The sequence below is a fragment of the Streptomyces sp. NPDC056738 genome, from assembly GCF_042790435.1.
Lineage (GTDB): Bacteria > Actinomycetota > Actinomycetes > Streptomycetales > Streptomycetaceae > Streptomyces.
The window spans coordinates 144,510-170,500 of record NZ_JBHTZF010000008.1 but is presented as its reverse complement, the minus strand read 5'-3'; the positions used below and the strand labels follow the sequence as shown (position 1 = coordinate 170,500).

Below are 25,991 nucleotides of genomic sequence, written 5' to 3'. Positions count from 1 at the left end.
GGATGGCCTGGGAAAATGCTGAATGACGTCACCGTGACCCGCTATCTCGCGCCGCTGCGCGAGGGCGGCTCGCTGCCGGGGCTCGTCGAGGCCGACGACCTGGGGACCTACGTCGTGAAGTCGTCGGGGTAGGACCGGGGACCTGCGGCGATTCACCGGAACTCGTCGTCGACCTGCGGGTTTCCGTCTTTCGACGTCTTTCACGGCCGTGCCGCCTTGTGCGATCGACCCTCCCCACACGCTCCCCGACGGAGCGGATACTCCCCGGATTCTCCCCGGGGAGGATCGGCGTGACCTGCGACAGGGCGGCGGAGCCGACTGGTCCGGCGAACACGACGAGTGACTGTCGCCGATGTTTGCTCGCTGTCGGGTGGTTCGACTGCGGTCAGATGTCCCGGAAGGGACCGGGCGGCTCTGTGACCTGCCGTGATGGGTAGCCGCGGGGCGCTGACCTGGGAAGATAGCCTTTCGGCTGTTTCACGGTGATGCCCGTTGATGCGGCCGGAAGTCCCAGGGAACTCCAATGCACGCAGCCACTCTTTGAACCGTTCCGGGTTTGCTCGAGGGCCGGGAACGCGACACCTCGTGGCTGCCGGGTGGGCAATACCGAGGAGACCCCGATCCCGGTGGCGATCGAGACCTCCCGTGGCCTGCTGGTTGCCATGCTGCGGACCGGGAAGCGGAAGGTATTCGCGATCAACCTGTTGGCGGCCGCCCGTTACCGCGACCATCACTCGGCCCTGGTCCTGGCGAACATCCTGCGCACCGACATGCACGCCCACCGGCCGCTGCCCAGGACAGCGAACTCGAACACGTGATCGGCGTCCTCGCCCGCGCCCAGCAGGACGCCCTTCGGAACCGGCAGCAGATCGCCAATCAGCTCCGTTCCCTGCTGCGCGAGTACTACTCCGCTGCCCTCGGTGCCTTCGCCACCTGGACCAACGGCCTGTGTGGCCCAGAAGCACGCGGACTCCTCAAGGCCGCACCGACGTCCGCGGACTGAAGGCATACGCCGGCTCCTCGCCCATCACCAGGGCCTCCGGCAAGAAGTCATCCATCACTCGGCGGTGGGTGAAAATGATCGGCTCAATCATGCGGGCTACCTCTAGGCCTTCGCCTCACTGTGATGATCCGCCGGAGCCAGCGCCCACTACCGGCGGCGACGCACGTACGGCGACTGGCGCGCGGTCGCCCAGCGCAGCCTCTTCAACCGCATGATCGATCAGCTCTACCGCTGTCTCCAGCGCTGCATGCTGTTCGACGAGGGCACAGCGTTCCCCGCCGAACTCCCTGCCGCAGGTTGACACGTTGGCATCGTGAGGTGCTTGCCCTCGTGCGCCTACAGTCGGAAATCATCCCAGTGAGAAATCTGTTCGCTTCACACCTTCCGTCAGTGGTTGAGATACGGCTTCTCAAGAACCCTCCCCCGATAGGGTGTTGACGATCTGAGGCATTGACAGGGGTGGATCGTGAGCAAACTGCACGTGGGGTACGTCCGCAAGGCGATCGAGGATCGTTTCACCGGCCTCATCGACATGTCAGACCAGGCGCGTCTGTCGGAAGCCAATCGCCATCAGGCGTTCCTGAGTCGTGGTCTGGCCGCGCTTGCCGCGCAGATCGAGCACCCGTGCAGTGACCGGGTCGCCGCCGCGAGGGTCTTCGACGGGCAGGACGATCAGGGTCTTGACTCGATCGCGGTGGACTTCGGCGCCACACGTTCCCGGATCTGTCTGGTGCAGGCGAAGTGGAGCGACCAGAACAGGGGCGGCTTCGGCGAGGCCGAGGTGCACAAGATGTTCCACGGTCTGGAGTTGATGCTCGACCGGAACTTCGGCCGGTTCAACCGCCGCTTCCAGCCGTTCGTCCCCGACATCGAACGGGCCTACGACTCCGGCACCCCAAAGATCACTCTGGTGCTCGCCCTGATGCGCGAGGCGCCGCTCAGCGACGGCGTACGCGAGCTGATCAAGATGAAGCAGGACGAGCAGAACCAGGTCGTCCGCGACATGGTTGAAGTCAAGGTTCTCGACCTGCGCGACTTCCACCGCGCGATTCTCGGCGACTCCGCCGCACCAAAGATCGACACCAAGGTGCAACTGGAGTGCTTCGGCCAGGAGTCGACGCCGTACAAGGCGATGTACGGAACCATGACCGTCCCCGACCTCGCCGATCTCTACGAGGAGCACCGGCGCGGCCTCTTCGCCCGGAATATCCGTGACTCCCTCGACGAGAGCGACGTCAACTCCAAGATCAGGGAGACACTGCGGGAGGAGCCCGAGCACTTCTGGTACTTCAGTAACGGCATCACCATGCTGTGCGAGTCGATCCAGCCGATCGGCCGGGCGCTGCCCGGCAAGGTGGGCAACTTTCAGTTATCCGGCGTCAGCGTGGTCAACGGCGCGCAGACGGTGAGTGCCATCTACCGGGCCTTCACCGAAGACACGGGCGCGGCGCAGGACGGGCGGGTCCTTGTGCGCCTGATCTCCCTGGAGGACTGCCCGCCCGGCTTCGGCGACCAGGTCACCACCACCACGAACACGCAGAACCCGATCGAGGAGCGCGACTTCAAGTCGCTTGACCCCGGCCAGGTCAGGCTCCGCGATGACTTCGCCATGCTCCTCAAACGTAGTTACGTCATCAAGCGCGGTGAGACGCTGCCCGACCCGGCGCACGGCTGCTCCATCACCGAGGCCGCCGAGGCACTCGCGGCCGTCAGCCCGAACGCCCGGCTCGCAGCCGTGGCCAAGCGTGACGACAACCTCGCCGGGCTGTGGGAGGACCGCCACTACCAGGAGACCTTCGGTCCCGAACCGAACGTCTTCAAGGTCTGGCGCAGTGTCGAGCTTCTCCGTGAGGTCCGGACGCAGCTGCAGCTCCTGCGCGAGGGGCTGGTCTGGCGCGCCGACGCGGCGGCCTTCTACGGCGACCTCCTGGTCACCCACATCGTTTACCGCCGCCTGGACACCAGGGCCATCGAGGACCCGGAGTGCGACTGGGCGACGGAGCTCGCCAAGGTACCCGGCCTGGTCCGTGACTCCCTGTCCTGGGTGCTCGACGCGATCGACAACGAGTACGGCACGTCCAGCCACATCATCGCCGCCGTCCGGAACACGGAACGGATCGAGCGAGTGGTACGTGCGGTCCTGCGCAAGCTCGACTCCGAGGACAAGGCACCGGCGCTCAACGAGGACTATCAGGTAGCTACGGCCGAGGCGCGGGGGCGGAAGGTGAACGCAGTGACGACCCTTGTTGCGGCCGGCGAGATCGAGGAGGGCACGGTTCTGGAGTTCCGCCCCTACAGCAAGCCGGAGCGCCGCGAGATGACTGAGTGGCTGGCGGCGGACCCGCGGCGGGCCCAGGCGACGTGGAGCAACGAGGCGGGGCGTACCCCCTTGCAGTGGCACGCCGACGACGCGTGGTACTCGCCCAGTGGCCTCGCGCGGAAGATGCGCTTCGAGGCGTCCGGGGTGGACAGCTCGACCCAGGGCACGATCCGGTGGTTCGTGTCGGGGCGGGGGTCGCTGGACGAGCTGGCGCTGGCGGTGCGGTTGCGGGAGGGCAACGAACCGACAGAGAGGTGAGCGCGGCCAGGGGAGAAGGGGCTGGGGCGTCGTTGGCCCAGCCCCGTCGTCCGCTTCCGCCCAGGTGTTGTCAGTGCTCCCTTGTAGGGTCCGGAAACACCGGACCGCGCATCCTCCAGGCTTGGCGGAACGCGCCTTCGGAGGCACCCCTGGGGCCGTAGGATCACAGGTGGCGGCTGGGACCGCACGCACGGACCGCCCCAGGGCACAGGCCCCTAGCCGTACCACCGAGCACAGGAAAGTAGCAGCACGCCGATGGAGGAACTGACCTTGGACCTGGATATCCCGCAGCGGCCCGAGGAGGACGCGGAGCCTGTCGCGGAGGGCTCCGAGCCCAAGGTCCTGGCCCTCAAGGAGGGCCAGGTCGTCGATTACATCTCCGGCGATGCGATCCCGGAGACGGCGAAGGAGAAGGTCCGGCAGCGGATCGCCCGAGCCCTGGTGCACGAGCACGGCATCGACCCCGGTGACATGCAGCGCGACTTTTCCGTCACGGTCAGTGAGGAAGGCGCCAAGCGGAGGCGGAGCAAGAAGGCCGACATCGCGATCTTCGAGTCCGGCGCCCCGCACACCACGGCAAACCTGCGGCGGGTCGTGATCTGCAAGCCGGAGCCCAAGCGCGGGAAGAACGTCGTCAAGCTCCGCGAACCCGACCAGGCCCGGAAGGACCTGGAGGAGCTCCAGGAACTGATGGGCAACGAGGACCGCCCGCAGTGCGCGGACGGCATGTGGACCGACGGTGTCGACTTCTTCTTCCTCAAGAAGGTGGTCAGCGACTTCGGCGCCGACTTCGAGGACCGCAGCGACTGGGAGGTGGCCGACGGCACCCTCGGCAGCCGCACCGTCGCCTCGCACCAGCGGCTGCGTCAGGCCGACCCCGAGATGCTCAAGATTGCCTTCCGGCGCTGCCACAACTACATCCACGGCAACGAGGGCATGCCGAAGGATGCCGCTTTCTGGCAGTTCCTCTACCTGCTCTTCGCCAAGATGTATGACGAGCGGGTCAGCCACGGCTCCGTGCACGGCCGATTCCGTACCGGTCTGAAGGAGATGTTCGACGCGAACGGCCGGGCGGCCATCAGTAAGCGCGTCAGGGAGCTCTTCGAGGACGTCAAGATCGAGTACAAGGACGTCTTCAAGCCCACCGACGAGATCACCCTCTCCGACCGAGCGCTCGCCTTCATCGTCAGCGAGCTCGCCCCGTACGACCTGATCGGCACGGACGTCGACGCCAAAGGCCTCGCCTATCAGGAGCTCGTCGGCACCAACCTGCGCGGTGACCGCGGTCAGTACTTCACCCCGCGCGGCGCGGTCAACCTGATGGTCGAGATGCTCGACCCGAAGGAGGACGAGACTGTCCTCGACCCGACTTGCGGTACCGGCGGCTTCCTCCAGGCCACGCTGAAGCACTTGCACCACACCTGGAAGAAGGAGGCCGGCACGCTCGGCTTCCCGGACACGGAGGAGGAGCGGGAGCGGTACGGCGACAAGCTCAAGGAGTTCGCGGACGAACACCTATTCGGGTCCGACTTCGACCCGTTCCTGGTGCGCGCGACGACCATGGCGATCATGACGCTCGCGCAGACCACGGGGAACATCTTCCACATGGACTCGCTCGCCTTCCCGCGGGGACACCTCTCGGGTGTGGAGGTGGCGAAGAAGAAGATCCCGCTTGACAAGCCCACCGTGGACGTACTCCTGACCAACCCGCCCTTCGGTGCGGATATCCCGGTCAGCGATGAGTCGGTGCTCGGCTCGTTCCGTGACGGGATCGCTCGGTCGTGGGGCCGCAACAAGGAGACCGGCGAGGTCGAAGCAAGCACGATCAGCGTGCCGTCGAGCATGGCACCGGAGCAGTTGTTCATCCAGCGCGCCATCGAGTGGGTCAAGCCGGGCGGACGAATCGGAATCGTCCTGCCGAACGGTATTTTGTCGAACCCGGGGCCGACAGACGAGGCGATCCGCCGGTACATCCTGCGGAACTGCTGGGTTCTCGCGAGCGTCGAGCTGCCGGTGGAGACGTTCGTCGTCGACGCAAACGTCAACATCCTCACTACGCTTCTCTTCCTGAAGCGCAAGACCCGACAGGAGATCCAGAACCACGACCTCGGGACGGAGAAGGCGTACCCCGTCTTCATGGCCGTCGCGGACAAGGTCGGCTTCGACCGACGCGGCAACGACCTCTACAAGCGTGAGCCCAACGGGGAGATCGTGGTGGAGACGGAGGTCGTCATGGAGCGGCTTCGCATCCGGGGCAAGGAGGTGACCCGGCCGCTGACCCGCAGCAAGAAGGTCATCGACAACGACCTGCCGGTGATCGCGGAGAAGTACCGGGAGTTCCGGGCCAAGTATCCGGTGCCAGGCGTGGACCCGCGTACCGCAGCGCCGGCGGGGACGGGGGCCGGGGCGTGAAGGTCGCCGAGCTGTCCAACCCGGTGAAGTCCGACTGGTTCACGGATCAGGGGCTTCGGCTCGATGCCTCGCCGTATGTGGCGGGGTCCATGAAGACAAAGAAGCTGCTGGAGCAGCTGCCGAGGACGCAGCCGCTGGCGAGTCTGACCGCGGGGCACAACGGGGGGATCTTCAACGGGCCCATGTTCCGGCGGGTCTATCTCACCGATCCAGATCACAGTGTGCCGTTCCTCGGGACGAAGGACATGATGGCGGCCGACCTGACCGGGTTGCCCCGGCTGCGTAGGTCGGACGCGAAGTCATCGGCTTTGTCGTATCTCCAACTCAAGCCCGGGATGACGCTGATCTCGTGCTCAGGCTTCAACGCCGGTCGGCGGGCGTATGTTCGGCCCGACATGGGTGACTGCTGGTCCTCGCAGGACACGCTCAAGGTCGAACCCGATCCGGATAAGATCAAATCCGGATATCTGTACGCCTTCCTGCTCAGCAAGTTCGGCGAGTCGCTCGTGCGGGGATCGGTGTACGGCTCGGCCGTGAAGCACATCGAGCCACATCACATCGCGGGGCTGCCTGTGCCGCGGTTGGGAACGAAGCTCGAGGGTCAGATCCACGACCTTGTGGAACAGTGCGCGCGGCTGCGTGCTGAGTTCCAGTCGTCCTCGGTCAGTGCGACGAAGGACCTCTTCACGAGCGTGGGGCTGCCCGAGCTGATCGGTGTCGGCTGGCATCAGCAGGAGCGGGACCTCGGATTCGAGGTTCCGAGCGTGGGATCTGCTTCGCTGAGAGCTTTGAATTTCGCGCCAAGAGCGCAACGGCTGATCGAGAAGCTAGGTTCCGTGAGTGGCCGATCGCTCGGCTCTATCTGCGAGGGCGGCAGCCTGCGTACGGGCGCGCGGTTCAAGCGAATCGACAGCGACTCAGAGCACGGCATCCGCCTCATCGGCCAACGTCAGTCGTTCTGGCTCCGCCCCGAGGGGCGCTGGATCAGCGAAGCGCACGCTCCCGATGACATTCGGCTCCAGGACGAGACCATTCTGATTGCCGCTCGCGGAACCCTCGGCGAGAACGAGGTGTACAGCCGCTCCATTCTCGTGACTGGGTCATGGCTCAAGCACGCGTACAGCCAGGACTACGTTCGTGTCGTCAGCGGGGACTCTGACGTACCTGGTGCCTACCTGTTCGCCTTCTTCAGGTCTGAGGCAGCATTCCGCGCCCTTCGATCCTTCAGTGTCGGGGGCAAGCAGCAGGAATATCACCCGAGGTTCCTGCATGGATTGCCGGTCCCCCTCGCACCCCCCGCCGCCCGCGCCCGCATCGCCGCCACCGTCCGCCACGCCTACAAATGCCGCGATCGCGCCGACGTCCTCGAAGACCAGGCCCTCGCGCTGCTCACCACCGCCATCGAGGAGGCCGCCGGCTGATGGGTGCCAGGATCGTTGCTGTTGGGGAGGCCGTCAACGATGCCGAGCGGCGGGTGATCGCGCACCTGCGTGATTACGCCCCCGACGACTGGACGGTCCTGCACTCCGTCGAGATTCCGTACAACCGGAACGAGTTGTTCGAGGTCGACCTCGTCGTGGTCACCGGGCACGCCGTGTACGTCATCGACGTCAAGGGCACCCGGGGCCGCATCGAGGTCGACGGCGGCCGTTGGCAGCCCTCTCACCGGGCGCCGTTCCGCTCCCCGCTGCCGAAGCTGCGCGGGCACGCCAAGCAGCTGAAGACGCTCCTGGAGACGGCCCACCGTCCGCTGTCCCGGCTCTACACGGACGCCCTCGTCGTCCTGCCCGCACCCGACGCCCTGCTCGTCGACCGCACGCCCCGCCAGCACGACGCCCGTGACACCGTCACCCTCCCGGACCTGATCGGCCGGCTCGCGGACGTGAGCCGCGTACCCACGTCGACCAACCGCTTCGACACGGACGTCTCCGCACACCACGAGCTGATCGTGCGTGCCGTGCAGGGTTCATCCCGGCCGCCGTCGGGCCCCCTGCGGTTCGGCAGCTGGGAAGTGATCGAGCGACTGAGCGAGACGGGACCGGAGGAGGGCGACGACGTCCACCGTGAGTACCGGGCGAAAAACGCCCTCGCGGTGCAGGGTTCGGGCACGGTCCGGCTCTCCGTCCGCAGGGCCGATCCGTACGCGCCGGAGGCCGAGCGGCTCCAGCAGCAGAAGCGGATCGGCATCGCGTACGAGGCACTCGGCAAGCTGCCCTCGCACCCGAACATCGTCGGGGTGCGGGACTTCTTCGCCGACGAGCACAAGGACTCCTTCGTCACCGTCTACGACGACGTTCCAGGGCACGCCCTCGCCCTGCACCTGAACGGGGCTGCAGACCCGCTGACCGCCGACGCGAAGCTGCGGACGATCCGTCACATGCTGATGGGCCTGGCCCACGCGCACAGCCGCCTGATCGCGCACCGCGAGCTGAACCCGTCCACAGTGCTGATCGCGCAGGACGGCCGAGCGATGCTGACCGGTTTCGAGTACGCGAAGACCGCGCAGCGCCGCGCCCACACGGTCATGCGGGAGGCGTACCAGGTTGCCGACCGCGCGTATCTGGCGCCCGAGTGCCATGCCGACCCGGCGGCGATGGGCACGAAGGCGGACATCTATGCGGTCGGTGTGCTCGGGTTCCAACTCCTCACCGGTGAGCTGCCGTTCACCTCCGCCACCGAGCAGGTCGACGCGGCAGGGCGGCTCCCCGCGCAGGTCCTCGAAGCCGCCGAGGTCCGCGTCGAACTGATTCACTGGCTGCAGAAGTTGTGCGCGACGGCTCCGGACGACCGGCCGACCGCCGTGGAGGCGCTGCGCCGCCTGGATCTGGTGACGGGAGCGCGGAGGGCTCCGGCCCGACGTATCGGCTCCTCGGTCGCGGTTTCCCCGGCTCCTCCTGCGCCCCCCGCCGGGCAGCCCGCGCAGGACGGCCCGCGGGGCCCGGAGTTCTACCGCGACCTGCCGGCCGACCACCAGCTCGGTACGAAGTACCTGGTGCGCCACCGTCTCGGCCGTCCCGGCTCGTTCGGTGTGGCTTATCGGGTGTACGACACGATACGGAGTGTCGACCGGGCGGTGAAGCTGGTCCTGCGGGACCGGGACTCCGTCCTGGAGCGGCTGCGCCGCGAGGCTGACGTCCTGGACCGGCTGCAGAACGCCCCGCACCCCAATGTGGTGTCGATGGTGGACGCGGACCGGCTGATGCCGCCGGACGAGTACCCGTACCTGGTCTTCGAGTTCGTCGAAGGCAAGGACGTCGCCGAGGTGATCCGTGGCGGCCGGATGGGCGCGGCGGACGTGCTGCGGCTCGCGATCGACACCGCGCGCGGGCTGCGCCACATCCACGAGCGCGGGGTGTGGCACTGCGACATCAAGCCGAGCAATCTGCTGTGGACCGACGACGGCGTCAAACTGATCGACTTCGGGATCTCCAAGACCTCCGACTCCTCCGAGGGACACAGCTACACCAGCCCCCGTTACACCCCGCCGGACCTGGACCAGGTGCCCGCCGACGCCTCCGGCTACACCGACCGCGACCTGTTCGGCCTCGGTGTCACCCTGTACGAGGCGCTGACCGGCGGACAGTACCCGTGGGAGGGCGTTGGGCGGCCCGCGCCCGGTGTGCCGCCCGTGGACCCGCGCACCGCGTACAGCGGGTTCAGTGACCTGGCGCCCGGCTTCGCCGAGATCATGCTACGCACGATCTCCCCGTACCGGGCGGAGCGCTTCTCCACGGCCGAGGAACTGCTGCGCGCCCTGGAGGCGCTGGAATCCGCGCGCGTCGCCCCGGCACCGCCAGCACCGGCCGTGGCCCCGTCGTCCTCGTCCGAGCGGGCCGAGCGGCCCCCGGCGCCATCGTCGGAACCCGGCACCGGTCAGGAGCCACAGGAGCCCGAGCCGAATACCAACCCGTTCGTGGCCCACCTGCAGACGCTGTACAGCCAGAGCCGCCGCAGCAACCGCGGCACCCGCGGCCTAGACCCGCACACCATGTCCGTGTACATCGAGACGGCCCTGGACCGGGAGCTCGTGCCCGCACTGCGGGAAGGTCGGCATGCGCTGGTCGTGGTGACCGGTAACGCGGGCGACGGCAAGACGGCCTTCCTGGAGCGATTCGAACGCCAGGCGCGCGAGCTCGGCGCCGATTTCGGGCCCCGCCGGGCCAACGGCAGCGACTTCACCCTGGCCGGGCACCGGTTCCGCACCAACCACGACGGCAGCCAAGACGAGGGTGAGGTCAACGGCGACGACGTACTGGACGAGTTCTTCGCACCCTTCGCCGGGGCCGACGCATCGGCGTGGCAGGTCGCGGGGGAAACCCGGTTGATCGCCATCAACGAGGGGCGGCTGGTCGACTTCCTCAGCCACCACCACGACCGCTTCGCGCACCTCGCCAAGGTGGCCAACCTTGGCCTGGCAGGCCGGGACACCGGACAGGCCGTCGCCGTTGTCAACCTCAACGCACGTGATGTAGCGGCTCGTTCCCTCAATGCCGACGGCGAACCGCAGGACGGCGCATCGCTCCTGGAGCGCATGCTCGACCGGATGACGCACGACCGGTTTTGGGAGGACTGCGAGCGCTGCGACCTAGCCGCCACCTGTTATGCCCGGCACAACGCCCAGACTTTCCAGCACCCCGCCGCCGGCCCGCAGGCCGCGGGTCGTCTGCGCCGCCTTTACGAGGTGACCCAGCTTCGCGGAAGGCTCCACATCACCCTGCGCGACCTGCGCTCCGCGCTCGCCTACACCCTCACGTCGGGCCGCGACTGCGCCGAGATCCACCAGCTGTACGCGGCCGGTTCCGGTCAGGAGATCCTGGACAGCTTCTACTTCTCCGCCCATCTCGGCGCCGCGGCCACTGCCGACGGCAGTCCGCGCGAGCGGGACCGACTGCTGACCCTGCTGCGCGAGGCCGACGTGGCGGCGGTTCCGCAGCCGCAGCTCGACCGTCGTCTGGACTACGCCGGGCTCCTGGAAGACCGGGCGCTGGTCGCGGTCGACGGGCGCGGCGACCGCGATCGCGTACTGCTGCGCGGCGCGTTCGAGCAGCTCGGCCGATCGGTCACCGAACGCGTCTCCCAGGCCGCTGCCCACCGCCACTACGTGGACGCGGCCCGCCGCCTGCTCTACTTCGAACTCCACGACGAGGACCGTGCGGAGCGGATGCTGCCGTACCCGTCGGTGCTGCACTTCATGGCGCTGTTGTCCCGCGTAACGCAAACGGACACCAAGGAGCGGGACCGGATCCTGCGGACGCTCAACCGTGGTGAGGGACTCGTGGCTCCCGAGCGGATCGGCGATGCCCTCGCGCTGAAGGTGCGCGACGTGCCTGGCGGCACCATCCGTACCTTCCGCCGCTTCCCCGCAGAGGGGTTCCGGCTCGAACCGGGTAGCACGGCGGCCTCGCCGTACATCGAGTCGGGGCGCACCTTGCTGCGGCTGAGCTACCGGGATCCGGCCGGCAGTCAGGGCGGCACGGCCGAACTCGACATCCGGCTCGACCTGTTTGAGCTTCTCCAGCGGTTCGAGCGTGGCTACCGGCCGTCCGTGACCGACCTGCAAGGGCAGCAGCTCGCCCTCGCCGTGTTCAAGAACCGTCTGGCGGCCGTGCCGTACCAGGAGATCCTCCTGACCACCCACGGGCACGACCTGCGACGGATCCACCGCACCGAAGACTCCGTCCTGCACATGGAAGAACTGACAGCACGGTCTGGCGACGACAACGGCGGTGCGGACGGCGACGATCCGGTCGGCGCGGACACCGTGGCCGGCATCGCAGGGGACGTCGCGAGGGCGGAGGAGACGACATGGCGCTGAGCGGTTCCCTGGGGACTTTCCACCACCCCGGCATCAGCCGGATCGACTACAAGACACTGGACATGGACCGTGTCCTGGCCGGGCTGCTCGCGCGCCTGTGGCACCAGGGCATGCCCAGCAAGATCAACCGCTCCAACGAGCTGAAGGTCGACGTCTTCGTCAAGCTGTTCCTGGACCATCCGGAGGTCTTCGACGGCTTCGACCGGGAGACCACCACCCGGTGGGCCTCCACCCATCTCCTCGACATGGTCAACCGGGGGAGGGCCACCGAGGCGGTGGCCGGCCCCAGACCGCTTCACGGTCTCACCTACCGGTTCCGCAACAAGCGCAAGTCCCGCCCGTACGGGGCCGACGAGCAGCTGTACGAGATGCTCGCCACCGACGAGGGGGTCCTGGACCAGCTCCGCGGGTTCTTCTTCTCCGACGTCGACCGCGCCACTGGGGAGGTCACCCCGGGGACGGACACCGACGTGGAGACCCAGGCGCTCCTCCACTTGGTGGAACAGGCAGGCGGAGAGATGCGGGACCGGCCCGACACCACCCGCCCCCGCACCCCCTACCCCGCCCTGTGCGCCGAACCGGCCCGCCAGCTGTGCCGGGACGTCCTTCGGCTGCTTTACCACCAGGACCACATGCCCCGGACCGTCCTCGTGGACTACCTGAAGATCCTCTTCGCCTTTCACCTGGCCCTCTACCACCTGCGGATGATGAAGCTGCTGCCCGCCGTGATCGAGGCCGGATCGGCGCCCGCCACTTGCCGGACGGGACATCAGGACACGCGGACGGTGGACCGCTGCCCGCACCGCGTCCGGCTCTTCGTCGACGTCGAGGGCGTGCCCGGCACCCCGGCGGCTGCGCTCGCCGAGCGCAGCGCTGGCATTTGGTACGGGCGGATCACCCGGTTCGTCCAGGCGACCTATCAGATCAAGAAGCTCGACGAGTTTTCCGAGGACCTCGTCAAGAGCCAGAAGCTGGCCTCGCCCGTCGGCCGGAGCTACTTCACCCCGGTCGAGGTCCTGCGGCGACTCTCCACCCATCCCAAGGAACGCGAGGCGTTTTTCCTTCAGCGCGCCACCCGTGTACGGGACGAAGAGAAGGACCTTCCCCCGGAGCTGAAGCAGATCACCCAGCTCGGGCTCAACGCCTTCGACGAGTACATCGAGATGCTGATGCACTACAAGGGCAGCTACTACCGCAGCTACTTCATCGACTGCCTCGACTCGATGCTGCTCAAGCACCGGCCCGGTGCCCTGCTCGCCCAGCCGCGCGGCAGACGAGACAGCGCCGTCCGGCGATTCGTCCTGGACGCGCGCTTGCTCGAAGTGCTCCTCCAGGTGTCGCTCCTGAGGGAGGGCGACGACGGCAGTGGCAATCTGCGTACCGCCCCCATGCGCGTGGACGAGTTCCTCACTTTGCTGCGCGAACGGTACGGACTCCACATCGACCAGCTGCCGGACGGCGACGGCTTCTCCGGCGCCCACCTGGACGACCAGGCAGCACTGCGGGGCAACGCGGCGGCTTTCCTCAATCGGCTGCGCGAGATCGGCTACTACCAGGACATGTCGGATGCCTATCTGACGCAGACCATCACTCCCCGGTACGCCATCGGGGGCGCGACGACGGGGGCGACGGCCTGATGAGTAGCGCCAGCACCAGCACCGGCCTTGCGGAGCCCACCGCGAAGGACCTCCGCGAAGCCCTTGAAGGCGTCCTCGTACCGCGCCTGTCCAAGCTGGTCGGCGAGCGGGGCGCCGGACACTGCATGCGGGTCACCGAGGTGGAGACCGAGCTGGCGACCGCGCTGGTTCGTCGGCTCCGGGGAGCACTGGGGCCCGCCGCCACCGTCTGCGTCCTGGGCACCGCCGACGACCTCGCTCCCGAACAGCCGCACCACGACACCGTCGTCACCAGCACCAAACTGGTCGAGCTTCGCAACCGCACTGAAAGTGACGACGGGAACGGGAACAGCCTGCCCGGACCGCTCCTCGTCTTCGTCCCCCCGGGCACCCGGGTCAGCGCCGAGGACTCCTTCGGTATCGCGACCTTCGAGGAAGTACCCCTCAGCGACGCTTACGCGCAGCTGGCCGACCACCTTCTCGACCAAGTACCGGACCGGCTGCGGCCAGGCGTCGACGAGCTGCTCGCCGTAGTTCGTGACCGGCCCGGACACCGGACGGGCGACCGTGCTGTCGCCCTGTACCTGCTGACGCTCCGGACCAACGACTACCGCGACCAGGTCGCGGGGGCCGCTGTCTACCACTTCGGCCTGGTACCCGATTTCGAGCTGTACGCCGACCCGTCGCTCGTCAAGGATCGGGTTGAGCGGAACCGCAAGCTGGTCGGCAAACTCACCACCTCCAGCCGCTCGGAGCGCCAGCGCGTCCTCGATCTGGGGCTGACCGACGCAGACTTTGCCGGCAGGCTCGCTGGATTCGCTACCCGCTGCGGCCTGGAGGACCCGGGGGTATGGACCCGCCGTATCGTCGTCGACCGGGAGAACTGGACGCTCTCCTTCGGGAACTGGCGCGTCGATGAACGGCGCCGTGCCACCGTCTCCATCGAGGTACGCGAACTCGGTCTGCCCGCCGCCGGCGACAACACCGAGGAGCTACAGGCCCACCCGGCACTCGAAGCCATCGTGGGGCAGCCCTACCTGCTCGCTGGGGAGAAGGGCGTCCGCGAACTGACACCCCGATTCACCATCGAACCGTCCCCGCTCAAGGTGGAGGGCCTTGACCGCTTCCGCGTGGAGATCGTCTCAGAAGGCGGCGGGCCGATCGGTCGGATCGCCCACGTCGCCAAGGGGACCCGGGCCAAGCCCGATTACAAGGCTCCGCTGCGCCGCCTGAACAAGATCGACTGGGAGGAAGGGTGGCACTACCTCAAAATCACGCCGCTCGACGCCTCGGGTGACGCTCTCGACATCGCCCCTGGTGTACATGGCCTGCCCGGCGGCGAGAGCGAACGCTTCTACGTCGTCCCCGAGGGAGAGGCCGAGGAGCCGCCGGAGCGCAGCGCCGGGCGCTACGACGGCATCACTCAAGCGCTGCGCTCACTGCAGTTCGAGGCGCTGGCCGCCGGGGACGATCCGACCCGTGTCACGCTGACGGACGTCCGCTGGAAGTCCACGTCGGCGCGCAGCCCCCTGCGTGTCCTCAACGCCCGTATCCACACGGCGGGAAGCGCGGAGATCCGGCTCTCCCCGCTGCTCGTGCAACTCCAGCAGGACCTACTCGCCCGTCCCCAGGACACCTCCCTACGCCGGCTCGTATTGCGCCCCGACGGCACCAGCGAGACCCCAGGGGGGAACGAGGAGGACTTGTCCCTCGCCCTCACCGGGCGGGCTGCCGAGGCCTACGACCGCTACCTCGCGACGCGCCACGTCTATTTCGCCGCTCTGTGCGGCCAGGCGGGAGAACTTGCCAATCCTGATCAGCTTCTGGTCAGCGAGGCTGTCGACTTCGAGGTGGTCCGGGACGAACTGGTCGCCTACACCGAGGCATACGCGGAACTGGTGGAAGCCCAGTCGCTTCAGGTGGAGCGGGCCGGTGACGGCACCCGGGGCGCCGCGCTGGTGGGGCTGGCCCGCATTCAGCAGATAGACTGCGCGGCCGTCACCCTCACAGACGGTCTCGGCGGGCGCGACACCGTCCTGCTCGTCTCCCCGACGCACCCCCTCCGCGCACTCTGGCTGGCGACCTGGTCGGCCCTGGGCCGGGACTGGGCCGCGCGTCTCGCTGGCGAGGACAAGCGTCGGGTCATCGCCGCGCGTGACTCCTTCCTCCAAGCCCTCTCGCCCTTGGGCTTCCCGTTCGCCGTCCCGCGCCAGGACGGCCGCCTCATGACAGCTTCGGACAACCTCACCCCATACTGGGCCGCCTACCTGCCCAGCGAGACCGCCGACCCCCGTGGCCTGCTCGGCCGACTCACCACGGCGCTGCGCCTCCCGGCCGCCGGTCCCCGCGCCGCACGCGGAGCCGGTGCGTTGTCGGGTACGGCGCTCGCCGACCGGATCGAGCGGTACGTACGCCTCCACCCGTACGTCCGCACCCTGGTCATGAACGTCGTCAATGCAGGCCGTGCGGAGATCGTCGCCGAGGCCCTCCTCGAACTGCAGCGCCGAACCCCCACCCGGGACCTCACCTACGACATTCGGCTGTGCGTGTCCGACCCGGAAGCCCCCGAGTCCGGTGCAGCGCTGGGTGAACTGATCAGCGCGCAGAATCAGTTCACCTCCACCGAGGCGGAGGCGTTCCTTCACGCCGCGGAAGGCACCCGGAGCGCGAAACTCGTCTACTCCGTCCGCTCAGTGGAGGAGTTCAGCGAACCCGGAGCCGAGTTCGACGCCCATCTGACCGTGCTCATCGACGCCTTCGGCGGGGAACAGCACGGCTCCGTCACACGCCACGACATCGCGTACGCCCCGGTCCACGGCCTGGTACAGCCGACGTCCTCCACGTACGAGGACAACGAGCAGCAGATCGTGTGGCGGACCATGCCACGCCACGGCATCGCCCTGCCCGCCGAGGACGCGGAGGACCTTGCCACTCTCCTGAGCCGGTTGCCCGGACTCCTCGCCGGCGCCGCGGCTAACGTCGCCACCGCGGGACAGGCGCCGCGCCATGTGCCGTGCACCGTGCTTTCCCTCGACAACGCCGATCGGGCCCTGCTCTACCAGGCCCACCAGGTCGGCGACTGGGTCGTCACCATCGACAGGACCCTCGGCCTGGAGTACTTCGACCACGCCGGACAACGCGACCGACCCGAGTACGTCATCGACTACTCACCCTCGTTGGACAGCGGCCTCGGCCACCAGATCATGGTCAGCTCGAACTCGGTCGACGAATTGCGCACCCTGCTCGGACCGACCGCCCAGCAGCACGGGCTCGACGTCGAACAGCGCCACCTCAACACCTTCTTCGAGCAACTGCGCCTGCTCTCCGGCAACCTCGCCTTCAAGCTGGCCTCCACCGCCCCCACCCAGCGCACCGAAGTGCTCGGCCTCGCCCTGGCCCGCCTCTACCTGGACTATCAGGACGCCCTGCACAACCAGATCGTGGTCCCCCTGGACGCCCATCCCGAGCTGTACGCCGAAGTCCGCCGTCAAGCCCGGGAACTCGGCGACGCCCACTCCTTCCAGCGCAGCGACCTCGCCCTGTTCCACCTCGACGCGCGGGCCCGGACCATCACCTGCCGCCTCGTCGAGGTCAAGTGCTACACCGCGCTCGACGACATCGGCGCCTACCAGCGCCTCAAGGCCAAGGTCACCCAGCAGCTCGGACGGAGCCAGACCGTCCTCACCGAGTCCTTCGATCCGGCCCACACCAGCCCGGACCGGGTGGACCGGCCGGTCAAGAACCTGGCCCTCAGCTACCTGCTCCGCTTCTATCTGGAGCGGGCGGCACGCCACGGGACCATGGGGCACGCCCCCCGGACGGCGGCTCACGCGCTGCTCGACAGTCTCGACGACGGCTACGCCCTCCACTTCACTCGCAGCGGCCTGATCTTCGACCTCGCCCGCGAGGGAACCGACCGAGAACTCGACGACGAGGTGGAGTTCCACCGCATCGGCAGCGATCTGATCACCGAGCTGATCAATGCGATTCCCACTGTTCGGCCGGGCGTACCCGCGCCCACGGACCTAGTCGTTGAAGAGCAGGAGGACGGAGCAGCCACCGCTCCCACCCTGGCACTGTCGCAGTTGGCTGTGCCACGGCTCTCCGACGCCGAGTTCCAGGCGTCTGACGTACAGGACGAGCGGGATGCCAAAGATGCCAAGGAGGAAGACCGCGGGCAGGCCGGTGTGGGCAAGGCAGTGACCATCCTCGACACGGACGAGGTCGAGAACGGCAACGAGACCACGCCGCTCACCGCACCTGAGCGTGCGGGCCGTGAGACGGATCCGGCCCAGTCCGGGACAACTCTGACCGTGCATGGTGCCGACGCGACGGGGGCGGTCCCGGTGTCTCCTTCTTCGGAAGGAACCTCATCGGCTGCTCCTCCGCCGAGCGGTACCGGATATCCGCTGCGGACGGGCACCGTCCCTGAAAATCAGGGCTCCCACGAGTCGTCGACCATCGATGCCAAGCCCATCTCTGTCACACCGGGATCGGCTTCACCAGGGGGCCTCCCCGAGATCTTCCTCGGCGTCACCCGCGCCTCCCCACAACACGGTGTACTCGGCGAAGTGGCCGGCCGGAAAGTCGCGGTCGATCTCGACGAAACCCACACCATCAGCCTCTTCGGCGTACAAGGAGGCGGCAAGAGCTACACCCTGGGCAGCATCATCGAAATGGCCTCGCTGCCCGCCCCGCCGGTCAACGAACTTCCCCGCCCTCTCGCGACCGTGGTGTTCCACTACAGCCGCACCATGGACTACGCACCGGAGTTCACTTCCATGGCGCGTCCAAATGATGACCAGGCGCAGCTCCAGGTCCTGAAGGACCGCTACGGAGCCGAACCCCAAGCGCTATCGGACGTGCTGCTGCTCGCCCCCGCCGACCAGGTCGCCGACCGCCGACGGGAATTCCCCGGTATCGACGTCCAACCGCTCGCCTTCTCCTCCGCCGAACTCCAGGCATCCCACTGGCGCTTCCTCATGGGAGCGGTCGGCAACCAGTCAACGTACATCCGGCAGCTGACCCGCATCATGAAGTCGAACCGCAGCAACCTGAACCTCGGCGCCATCCGGCAGGGCGTGGCCGATTCCGGTATGCCCGACCACGTCAAGCAACTGGCCCAGGAGCGACTCAACCTCGCCGAGGACTACATCGATGACGATGCCCGGCTCACCAGCCTCATCAGACCCGGCCGACTGATCGTCGTTGACCTCCGAGACGAGTACATCGAGAAGGACGAAGCACTCGGTCTCTTCGTCGTCCTGATGCAGCTCTTCGCCGAGGCGCGCAGCGGGCACGAACACTTCAACAAACTGGTCGTCTTCGACGAAGCGCACAAGTACATCGACAGCCCGGACCTCGTCGCTGGCCTAGTCGAGACCGTCCGCGAGATGCGCCACAAGGGAATGAGCATCCTGGTCGCCAGTCAGGACCCGCCCTCCGTACCGATCTCCCTGATCGAACTCTCCGACCACGTCATCCTGCACAAGTTCACCTCGCCAGCCTGGTTGAAGCACCTCCAGAAGGCGAACACCGCCTTCGCCGGTCTGCGCTCTGAGCAGATGGCGCAGCTTCAGCCCGGTGAGGCGTACGTGTGGGCGAGTAAGTCCACTGACCCGGCGTTCACTCACGGAGCCGTTCGAATGCGATGCCGTCCTCGGGTGACCCGGCATGGCGGAGGGACTAGGACGGCGACGGGCGGACAGTGAGCTGGCAGCACGTCGCCCAGAGTCGGACGAGCAGTGGGGGGACCTAAGGGTCATTGGAGGGGTGATGCGTTCGTGGCTATCGATACGGACGAGCAGCGGCCCACCGGTGCGCCCCTTGGCGTTCAGCGCGGCGAGCAGCGCGCGGACGGCCCACACAGGGCACGGCGGTGGCGATGCCACGCAGCCGCTTGATGCGCACCGGTCCGGGCAGGCCGTGGATTCCGGCCTGCGTCATCAGCACCGACACGGTCCTGGAGCAGACTCGGATGCCCATGCCCAGGGTGAGCTCGGCGTGGATGCGGTGGTAGCCGTAAGTGCCGCGGGAAGCCACGTGAACCTCTCGGATCAGTCCGGTCAGTCAGTCCCGCCGTAGCTGTCGTGGAGTGGTCGGTGCACGCTTGTGCTTGTAGTAGTTCTGCCGGGCAACGCCAAGGATTCGGCAGCGCCTGTTGACTGGTGCCCCGGCATCGACGAGTCGGTCGATCAGCGGGTAGAGCCTTTTGAGCAGGGCTTGTCCTCGCCGAGGAACGTGGAGGCCCTGCGGACGATCTCGAGCTCGGTTTCCAGCTCGCGGATCCGGCGCCGTGCTGCACACAGCTCTGCGGACTCAACGTGACCGGATGGATGCCGAGGTCAACGGCGGTCTGCTTCTGTTCTTTTCCTGCCCGAACCAGCGCGATGGCGCGGGCGCGGAACTCAGCGGGGTAGGCGCGGGGTATGTCCGGCGGCCTTTCGTGAAGGCCGTCAGTTAGCCAGCAGAACTGGAACCTGAGAGGTGGGGCAGGTCAAACTGGAACCTCAGAGGTGGGGCAGGTCAACTTGTCACCCGACGCTGCATCAGACCCGAAGATGGCGAAAGTCCGATTAGCTGCTGCAAGCGGCCTTTCCGTGCTGCCAGGCCGGCAACCTCCGGGTCGCCCTGAACACCCTTTGTGAGTACGGCAGATGGTGTTTACTGCTTGTCAGTTGTGCTGATTACGAGGCGTGAGAATGAGCGGGAGGCGGCAGTGGAGCAAGTAGGGGACGGAGAGGGCGTCTCCCCGGGACCGCCTGATGTCAGAAACGAGCTCTCTGGGCGGGTGGCTGGCCCGGCCATCCAAGCAGGGGCGATCCATGGCGGCGTGAATATCACAATGACGGGCTCGCTGCCAGTAGCCGAAGATACCGATGAGGCCCTCGCCGAGGAATTGCGCAGGTCGTCACAGATCTGGCGAGCCCGGTTCTCCAGTGTCAACTTGGTCAACCTGCCAAGGCTGGCGATGCTCACGCAGGGCAACGCGGTGGCGGCTGCGGCAAGGAGAGCCGGACTCGACAGCACGAGACCGTTTGGCGGGCAGGGGATGGCACCGGGGGAGTTCGTCCGGATCGTTCGCCCCTTATTCGAGACATGGGACGCGGAGGCTGTGGCGCTCTGCGAGCGCACGGCAGAGAAGGTGCATCGTGGCCTTCTGGTCTCCTTCGAAAGCGCTATGCGCTGCAGCAACCCACCCGAGGTTCCGATGAAGGAACCGACTGGAGTCCTGACCAAGGATCCCCACCTCGCCTTCTCTGTTGGGGAAAGGAGGGTGGTCATCACCTTCGACCCGCGTTGGCTGACGACGGCGACGGCGAATACAACGCTCCATGACGCTGCTCGGGAGCCGCTGGTCTTCTCGGGTATCGGAACTGTGGCGTCGGTATCGAAAGAGGGGCACATTCGAATCTCCGCGCTTGTGTTCGGGCAGCCGGAAACCTTGGTGCAGGCTCAGTTTGACTATCTAAAGAGATCTGTGCTGCCGGAGCCACCCGGTTTGACATTGACGGACTTTCGTAACGAACTGTCAACGTCCGAGCTATCCCAGTTCTACGGGGATCAATCGCAGGGAAGGGAAGCCGTGAGCCGCAAAAGTATCGCACTGCTATTTGATGAAGATGAGGTCCTGCCCGGACAGATCGACCGAGATGTGCTGACCCAGGTCTCGCGGGTCGTCCCCGAGTATCGGCGTGATCTGGGTATGGCCGTCGCGAGCCTACTCTTCGACGATAACGGTGTTGCGGTCGCTGACCTCGCTGCTCATTTCCTTGCCCGGGAACCCGCACTCTGGAAGTCTTTCACGGTGCCTGGGCTTACTACTCTGATCCGGTCCTGCAACCTCGCCGTTGCTACCGTTTCTGGGCTTAGTGAAGAGCAGGCGACGGACCTGCACGAGGCGATGCATGAAGCAGTTACCAGCTACCTCGGGTACGTTGAGGTGGACAGGAACTTGCCCTTACATGAGAGGCTCCTTCCGGAACACGATGAATACCATGTCGTCGGTGCCGAATTGCGGTTGGTCTACAGTGCGGCAAGGCGCTATCTCGACGAGGCCAACGGCGAGAACCTCGAAGCACCCTTGGATGAATGGCGGCAGAGAGGGTTGTTTAGCCGCGTGGAATGGGAAGAAGACCTGAAACGGTCTGCGGCCGAACAAAAGGAGGCCTCGATGATTATGGAGGCTTGGCTGAACGCGCAGTCTGAATGATTCCCCCAGTTTGTGCAGCAAGTCGAGAGTATGATCACGGCTGCCGTGTCAGCTCCGGACAAGGACGGGGCCGAGTTTCAGGCAGTAGCTGACTGGCACGCTTATGGAGTTCCAGGCGGCGTGCGTCGGCTGACCCGCCCAAGTCGCCCAACCCGGTGAGGCAACGCTGCGAGTTTGGCACAGCCTCCTCCGATCAGTCCCTGTCGGAGGAGGCTGTGGTGCGCGTCATGTTGAAGGTAAGGCTTGAGAAGTCCCGGCCTTGGAGTACTGGGCCATTCTGGGTGCCCCCGCTGATGCTGTTGTGCACGTCGCCGCCCGATGAGCTGACCTGTGCTCGCTGCCACCACTCATCGAGCAGCAGGCGGAACTCCTCATCAAGGGCTGCTCGTACGCCGAGGGCAGTGGCTAGTGCCTGCGCGCGCATCGGGTCGGCAGGGTCCCCCTCCAGCGCGGCGACTTCCAGTTCACCGGAGCTGACCTGAGGGGTCCTGTCGCCTGGAGTTACCTGTGCATCGGCTAGCCCGAACGGGCGCCGCACCAGCGTAATGAGTCCTTGCCACGTATGACGTCCGGCTTCGCCGCCGAGACCGCCAGCCAGCGCGGCGAGGGCTGCTGTAGTGATCGGGTCCATGCTGGGACTCCCTCGTTCGGTGACGGATCCCACCTTAGGTTGGCCTCACAGCCTTCCGAAGCGGTTTCGGCGTAGAGTCCACCGCCATGCCAGCAGGGGTGGTGACGATGATGCCGTACTCCGTCGCGGCCAGTGCCTCGTAGCCGGTGCAGTGGCTGGCAGGTGTCCTTGCCGGTGAAGTCGATCTGAATCGAGTCCCACGGTCGGCTGGGTCTGATCGCTGAGCCAACGAGGGATGCGCTGCAGTGCTGTTGGCGGCGTTCCCGGCGCGCACTGTTCACCGCACGGCTTCGTGAACGCTCGGCATCGCCCGGTCTTCATCAAGCTTGGTCTGGCGTCAAGCGGGAGCCATGACACCGCCGACCGCGCGATTGACGCGTTCGCGGATCTCGGCTGCGGGGACGTACGAGAGGGCCTGCTCCAGATACTTGGCGGCGACAGAGAACTGGGCCGCCTGCTGACGCAGATGGGTATCGAGGAAGAGGGCGATGGCGCCTGTGACACCGCGCCGCGCCTGCCGTGTGTACAGCACGGTGAGGGAGAAGGCCCAGCATGCGTGTAGGAAGCCGTAGACGGGGCGAGAAGCTTCTCGCCAGGGGGAGAAGAGGGTGACGTCGGTGGGAAGGGTTACGTCATGCGTGGCCAGGGCGTCGTTGAGCCAGTTGTGGGCGGCCTCGTGGATCAGGTCACGGGCCAAGACCTCGGGGTGGGCGGTGTAGTCGGTGAAGACAGTGCCGGGGAGGCGGGTGAGGGCCCAGCTGTGAAGGGTCTCGTCGAGCTGGCGGCGGTTGAGTAGGCAGATGATGGGGGCGTGCTGGATGAGCAGTGTGCCGAAGCCGTGTTCGGCGGCGGAGGCGAGGGCAGCACGAACGAGGGACTGGGCTTCAGGTGGGGTGGGGGCGGTGTCGGGGCCGACGAAGTAGTACGCGGTTTCGGCGATCTCCGAGCGGAGCAGCTCCGCGGGGCACGGGCTGAGCATGATGCGGTGGTCGGTTGACAGGTGGGTCAGGTCTCGCACCAACGTACGGCGGTACCAGGCGAGGCGGTCCGAGTCCCGTGCGCGCGGTGTGTTCGGCGCCTTCGAGCAGGTGGTGGGCCACGGCGTAGTCGAGGGCGGACGAGCCGAGGTGGTTGCCGAGCACGGAGGCGACCCGGCTGGTGGTCGGCGATGCCGTCGAGGGTGATCAGGGCTTCTGCGGTGAGGGCGCTCGTTAGGGGCTCCAGAGGGGAACGGAGCCGGACCCGGCTGAGCCCGGCCCCGGTGGAGGTCAGGGTGTGGTGGTGGGCTCGCTGGCGCCGGTGTCTGGCGTGATGGCCAGCCAGGTCTCGGTGGCCGCGTTGGAGGTGTGTGCGGTCGTGCGCACGGGGTCGCTGTCGCGCAGGGACGCGACCGCCTCCAGGAACTCGTCAAACGTCTTGTCGTCCTGGGCGTCCTGCTCGGGCGATCTGCTCGGCCCACGCGGTGATCTGCGGGTGGTCCGCGAGGGCGCCGCGGTAGCGGGCGGGTATGCGGGCGTCGGCCATCTCCAGCGCCGTGACCGGTTCGTCGGACGAGGCCGCCGCCGTGGCGTCCTGATCGACGCCACGGGCGGTGAGGATCGCTTCGAGGCGGTTCACCAGCGGGCCGACGGTCTGCGGCGGGCGTCTGCGTGTGCCGGTGGTGGTGTTCAGAGCTGGCCTCCGTAAGCCGCCGCGGCGTCGGCTGGGTTGGTCCACGCCTGGCGCGGGGCGCTGCGCGAGGTCGCGTTCATCACCTCGTTGACCAGGCTGGGCAGGGTCGTGGGGTGCACCCCCTTGGTCCGCTGCCGGACCAGTGCGGCGCGGATGTGGTCGGGGTTCATGCCCTCGGCGAGAAGGGTGCGGACTTCGCGTCCCAGGTGTCCCAGGAAGCTGGAGGGCGAGCGTTCGGCACACGCGGCGACGTACTCGCCGATGAGGACCTTCGCCGAGACGGTCGCAGGCGCGGGGGCACTCGCGCCCCCCGAAGGGACAGATCCTAGATCCATGATCCTAGGTCCTAGATCCGGATCGTGAGGGCTCCCGGACCTCTCATCGAGTCCTCCGTGAGTCGGCGGTGAGGGCTCACTGTACGTGCTCTGACCAGTGACTTCTTCGGCACCCGGGTTTGCCGTCCCGACTCCGTGAGGACTCACGGAGGGCTCCGGGGGATCTCCGTGAGTGCTCGGTGAGGGCTCAGGGTCCAGGTTGAGGCCGAGGTCGTGGCGCGGGCAGTCGGGGTGGCGTACGCCACTGGGCCGGTTGATCTTCTGGTGGCGGGCGAAGGTGACGACGTGCAGGTACCGCTTGCCGTCACCGCCCTCGTAGCGGCAGATCAGGCCGGCCTCGTGGAGCTGGCTGAGGTCGTCCTCGACGCCGAGGGGGCCGTGGTCCGGGCGCAGCGACCACAGCAGGCCGGCGATGACCGCGGCCTGGTCGCGGAACCGGCCGTGATCGTCGGCCTGCGTGAGCAGCCCGAAGAACGTCCGCTTGGCGGAGAGGGACACCATCGCCAGGGATTCGGAAGCGAACGCTTCGGGCTTGATGGTGCGGATAAGGGCGATGTCGATCGACCACCTTCGTCGCAATTCGGGACGCTTTCCAGCGGAATGCCGGGGCTGGACAACACAGCCACACCCACGGCTCGGAAGTCCAGAGTTGGTTCTGAAACTCTGTACTGCTCGCCCGGGTTCGGAAACCGTAGACCCGAATCGCCGGTCAGAGAAATAGGTACCGGAATCCGGCACCTCCGAGCGCATCGCTCACGGCAGACACCAAACCGCTTTCCCCGCCCGGGAAAGCAAGCTACAACACACCAATGCCGCCACGCCCCCTCGGAATCGGTCCCGCCGGACAAGCCACCGCACAGGCCATAGAGCGACTCCGTACCGCGCGCGGTTACTCGCAGCGCCGGCTCGCCGCCCGCGTCACCGCCGTCGGCCGGCCCATGACCTTCACCCAGCTCTCCCATATCGAACGCCGGGTCCGCCGGCCATATCGAACGCCGGGTCCGCCGGTGCGACATCGACGACCTCGTGGCCATCGCCGCCGCCCTCGGAGTACCTCCGCATGCCCTCCTCGGCGACGGTGTCGTGCGTCGCCGAGGAGGAAGCGGCGCAACATAACCGACGATCGCCGGTTGGCCAAACCGGCGATCCTCGGGACCATTGAAGCGTCCCCGGCAGTCGCGTCTTTCCCTTTCGAGTTCCCATTACTTCTCTTATGCGGGGGGGGGGCTTGTCCTGCCGACCCGAACCCGAACCCGAATGCGCGTCAAGTGCGACTGCCCTCCCCGCCCCAGCAGAAGGTCCTGAATGCCCACCACTCAGTCTTCCGTTCCGTCTGTCGCCCTTTCGGCATCGCAAGTCGCCGCTTTCCTGAGCGTCAAGGGCGCTGCCGAATACCTCGGCCTGTCCCCGCACACCCTTTACGTCTGGCGCCACCGGCGGCAGGGACCGCCCAGCTTCCGGATGGGCCCCCGCGGACGCGTCATGTACCGGCGGAGCGCCCTCGACGCCTGGGTCCGCGAACAGGAGCGGTCCGACTCTCGCTCCAACCCCGAGCTGAGTCCCCTCAGTGCACCCCCGCGGCAGCGCCCCGACCGCGGTCACCACAGCGTCTGACGCGCGGCCCCATCGCGCCCGCCCGCTCGACCAAACGCTCCCGAGAAGGAGAGACGGCCCTGGCCGGCTACATAGAAGACCGCTGGATCAAGAAGAAGGACCCG

The 25,991-nt window shown here is 67.1% G+C and carries 12 protein-coding genes and 2 pseudogenes; 9 read left to right on the top strand and 5 right to left on the bottom strand.

All coding sequences use genetic code 11. The features are described 5' to 3' along the window. Positions 1-599: 599 nt before the first annotated feature. From ACFRIC_RS22295 to ACFRIC_RS22265, 7 genes and pseudogenes are all read left to right on the top strand, one after another. A pseudogene (locus ACFRIC_RS22295) lies at positions 600-1,304 on the top strand (transposase); the annotation flags it as partial. A 165-nt stretch (positions 1,305-1,469) separates the two neighbouring features. Beyond that, positions 1,470-3,581: an AIPR family protein gene (locus ACFRIC_RS22290; protein ID WP_382788319.1), complete on the top strand. Its 2,112-nt coding sequence runs from the start codon at positions 1,470-1,472 to the stop codon at positions 3,579-3,581. Between the two features lie 255 nt (positions 3,582-3,836). Continuing rightward, positions 3,837-5,993, top strand: a complete 2,157-nt coding sequence (locus ACFRIC_RS22285; protein ID WP_382788317.1) for a restriction endonuclease subunit M — start codon at positions 3,837-3,839, stop codon at positions 5,991-5,993. Then, entirely contained in the window at positions 5,990-7,414 is a 1,425-nt protein-coding gene (locus ACFRIC_RS22280) for a restriction endonuclease subunit S (protein WP_382788315.1), read from the top strand. The genes ACFRIC_RS22285 and ACFRIC_RS22280 overlap by 4 nt, the downstream gene beginning before the upstream one ends. Next, positions 7,414-11,808: a protein kinase gene (locus ACFRIC_RS22275; RefSeq protein ID WP_382788313.1), complete on the top strand. Its 4,395-nt coding sequence runs from the start codon at positions 7,414-7,416 to the stop codon at positions 11,806-11,808. The genes ACFRIC_RS22280 and ACFRIC_RS22275 overlap by 1 nt, the downstream gene beginning before the upstream one ends. Further along, complete coding sequence (locus ACFRIC_RS22270; protein ID WP_382788311.1) at positions 11,799-13,445, top strand: hypothetical protein; 1,647 nt, start codon at positions 11,799-11,801, stop codon at positions 13,443-13,445. Before ACFRIC_RS22275 ends, ACFRIC_RS22270 begins: the two co-directional genes overlap by 10 nt. Then, positions 13,445-19,135: an ATP-binding protein gene (locus ACFRIC_RS22265; RefSeq protein WP_382788309.1), complete on the top strand. Its 5,691-nt coding sequence runs from the start codon at positions 13,445-13,447 to the stop codon at positions 19,133-19,135. The genes ACFRIC_RS22270 and ACFRIC_RS22265 overlap by 1 nt, the downstream gene beginning before the upstream one ends. 145 nt (positions 19,136-19,280) lie before the next feature. Here the strand turns inward: ACFRIC_RS22265 and ACFRIC_RS22260 are convergent. Continuing rightward, positions 19,281-19,854, bottom strand: a pseudogene (locus tag ACFRIC_RS22260) (IS3 family transposase); the annotation flags it as partial. 402 nt (positions 19,855-20,256) lie between these two features. On the opposite strand from ACFRIC_RS22260, the gene ACFRIC_RS22255 reads away from it, so the two are divergent. Continuing rightward, the gene (locus ACFRIC_RS22255; RefSeq protein WP_382788307.1) at positions 20,257-21,636 is read left to right on the top strand and encodes a hypothetical protein; all 1,380 of its coding nucleotides are present in this window, start codon (positions 20,257-20,259) and stop codon (positions 21,634-21,636) included. Positions 21,637-21,829: 193 nt separating this feature from the next. On the opposite strand, the gene ACFRIC_RS22250 is transcribed toward ACFRIC_RS22255, so the two are convergent. The 4 genes from ACFRIC_RS22250 to ACFRIC_RS22235 form a co-directional block, all read right to left on the bottom strand. Then, on the bottom strand, positions 21,830-22,267 hold the full coding sequence (locus ACFRIC_RS22250; protein WP_382788304.1) for a hypothetical protein: 438 nt from the start codon (positions 22,265-22,267) through the stop codon (positions 21,830-21,832). Between the two features lie 337 nt (positions 22,268-22,604). Continuing rightward, on the bottom strand, positions 22,605-23,246 hold the full coding sequence (locus ACFRIC_RS22245; protein ID WP_382788302.1) for an aKG-HExxH-type peptide beta-hydroxylase: 642 nt from the start codon (positions 23,244-23,246) through the stop codon (positions 22,605-22,607). 428 nt (positions 23,247-23,674) lie between these two features. After that, positions 23,675-23,884: a hypothetical protein gene (locus tag ACFRIC_RS22240; RefSeq protein WP_382788300.1), complete on the bottom strand. Its 210-nt coding sequence runs from the start codon at positions 23,882-23,884 to the stop codon at positions 23,675-23,677. 50 nt (positions 23,885-23,934) lie between these two features. After that, positions 23,935-24,828, bottom strand: a complete 894-nt coding sequence (locus tag ACFRIC_RS22235; protein WP_382788754.1) for a hypothetical protein — start codon at positions 24,826-24,828, stop codon at positions 23,935-23,937. A 750-nt stretch (positions 24,829-25,578) separates the two neighbouring features. Between ACFRIC_RS22235 and ACFRIC_RS22230 the strand changes: the two genes are divergently transcribed. Further along, positions 25,579-25,887 carry a helix-turn-helix transcriptional regulator gene (locus ACFRIC_RS22230; protein WP_382788298.1) on the top strand — a complete coding sequence of 103 codons (309 nt, stop codon included), beginning with the start codon at positions 25,579-25,581 and terminating at the stop codon, positions 25,885-25,887. Positions 25,888-25,991: the final 104 nt, after the last annotated feature.

Coding starts and splice junctions, on each gene's coding strand:
- ACFRIC_RS22285 (WP_382788317.1), top strand. CDS start 3,837: ATGGAGGAACTGACCTTGGACCTGGATATCCCGCAGCGGCCCGAGGAG.
- ACFRIC_RS22275 (WP_382788313.1), top strand. CDS start 7,414: ATGGGTGCCAGGATCGTTGCTGTTGGGGAGGCCGTCAACGATGCCGAG.
- ACFRIC_RS22270 (WP_382788311.1), top strand. CDS start 11,799: ATGGCGCTGAGCGGTTCCCTGGGGACTTTCCACCACCCCGGCATCAGC.
- ACFRIC_RS22265 (WP_382788309.1), top strand. CDS start 13,445: ATGAGTAGCGCCAGCACCAGCACCGGCCTTGCGGAGCCCACCGCGAAG.
- ACFRIC_RS22250 (WP_382788304.1), bottom strand. CDS start 22,267: ATGGACCCGATCACTACAGCAGCCCTCGCCGCGCTGGCTGGCGGTCTC.
- ACFRIC_RS22245 (WP_382788302.1), bottom strand. CDS start 23,246: ATGCTCAGCCCGTGCCCCGCGGAGCTGCTCCGCTCGGAGATCGCCGAA.
- ACFRIC_RS22230 (WP_382788298.1), top strand. CDS start 25,579: ATGCCCACCACTCAGTCTTCCGTTCCGTCTGTCGCCCTTTCGGCATCG.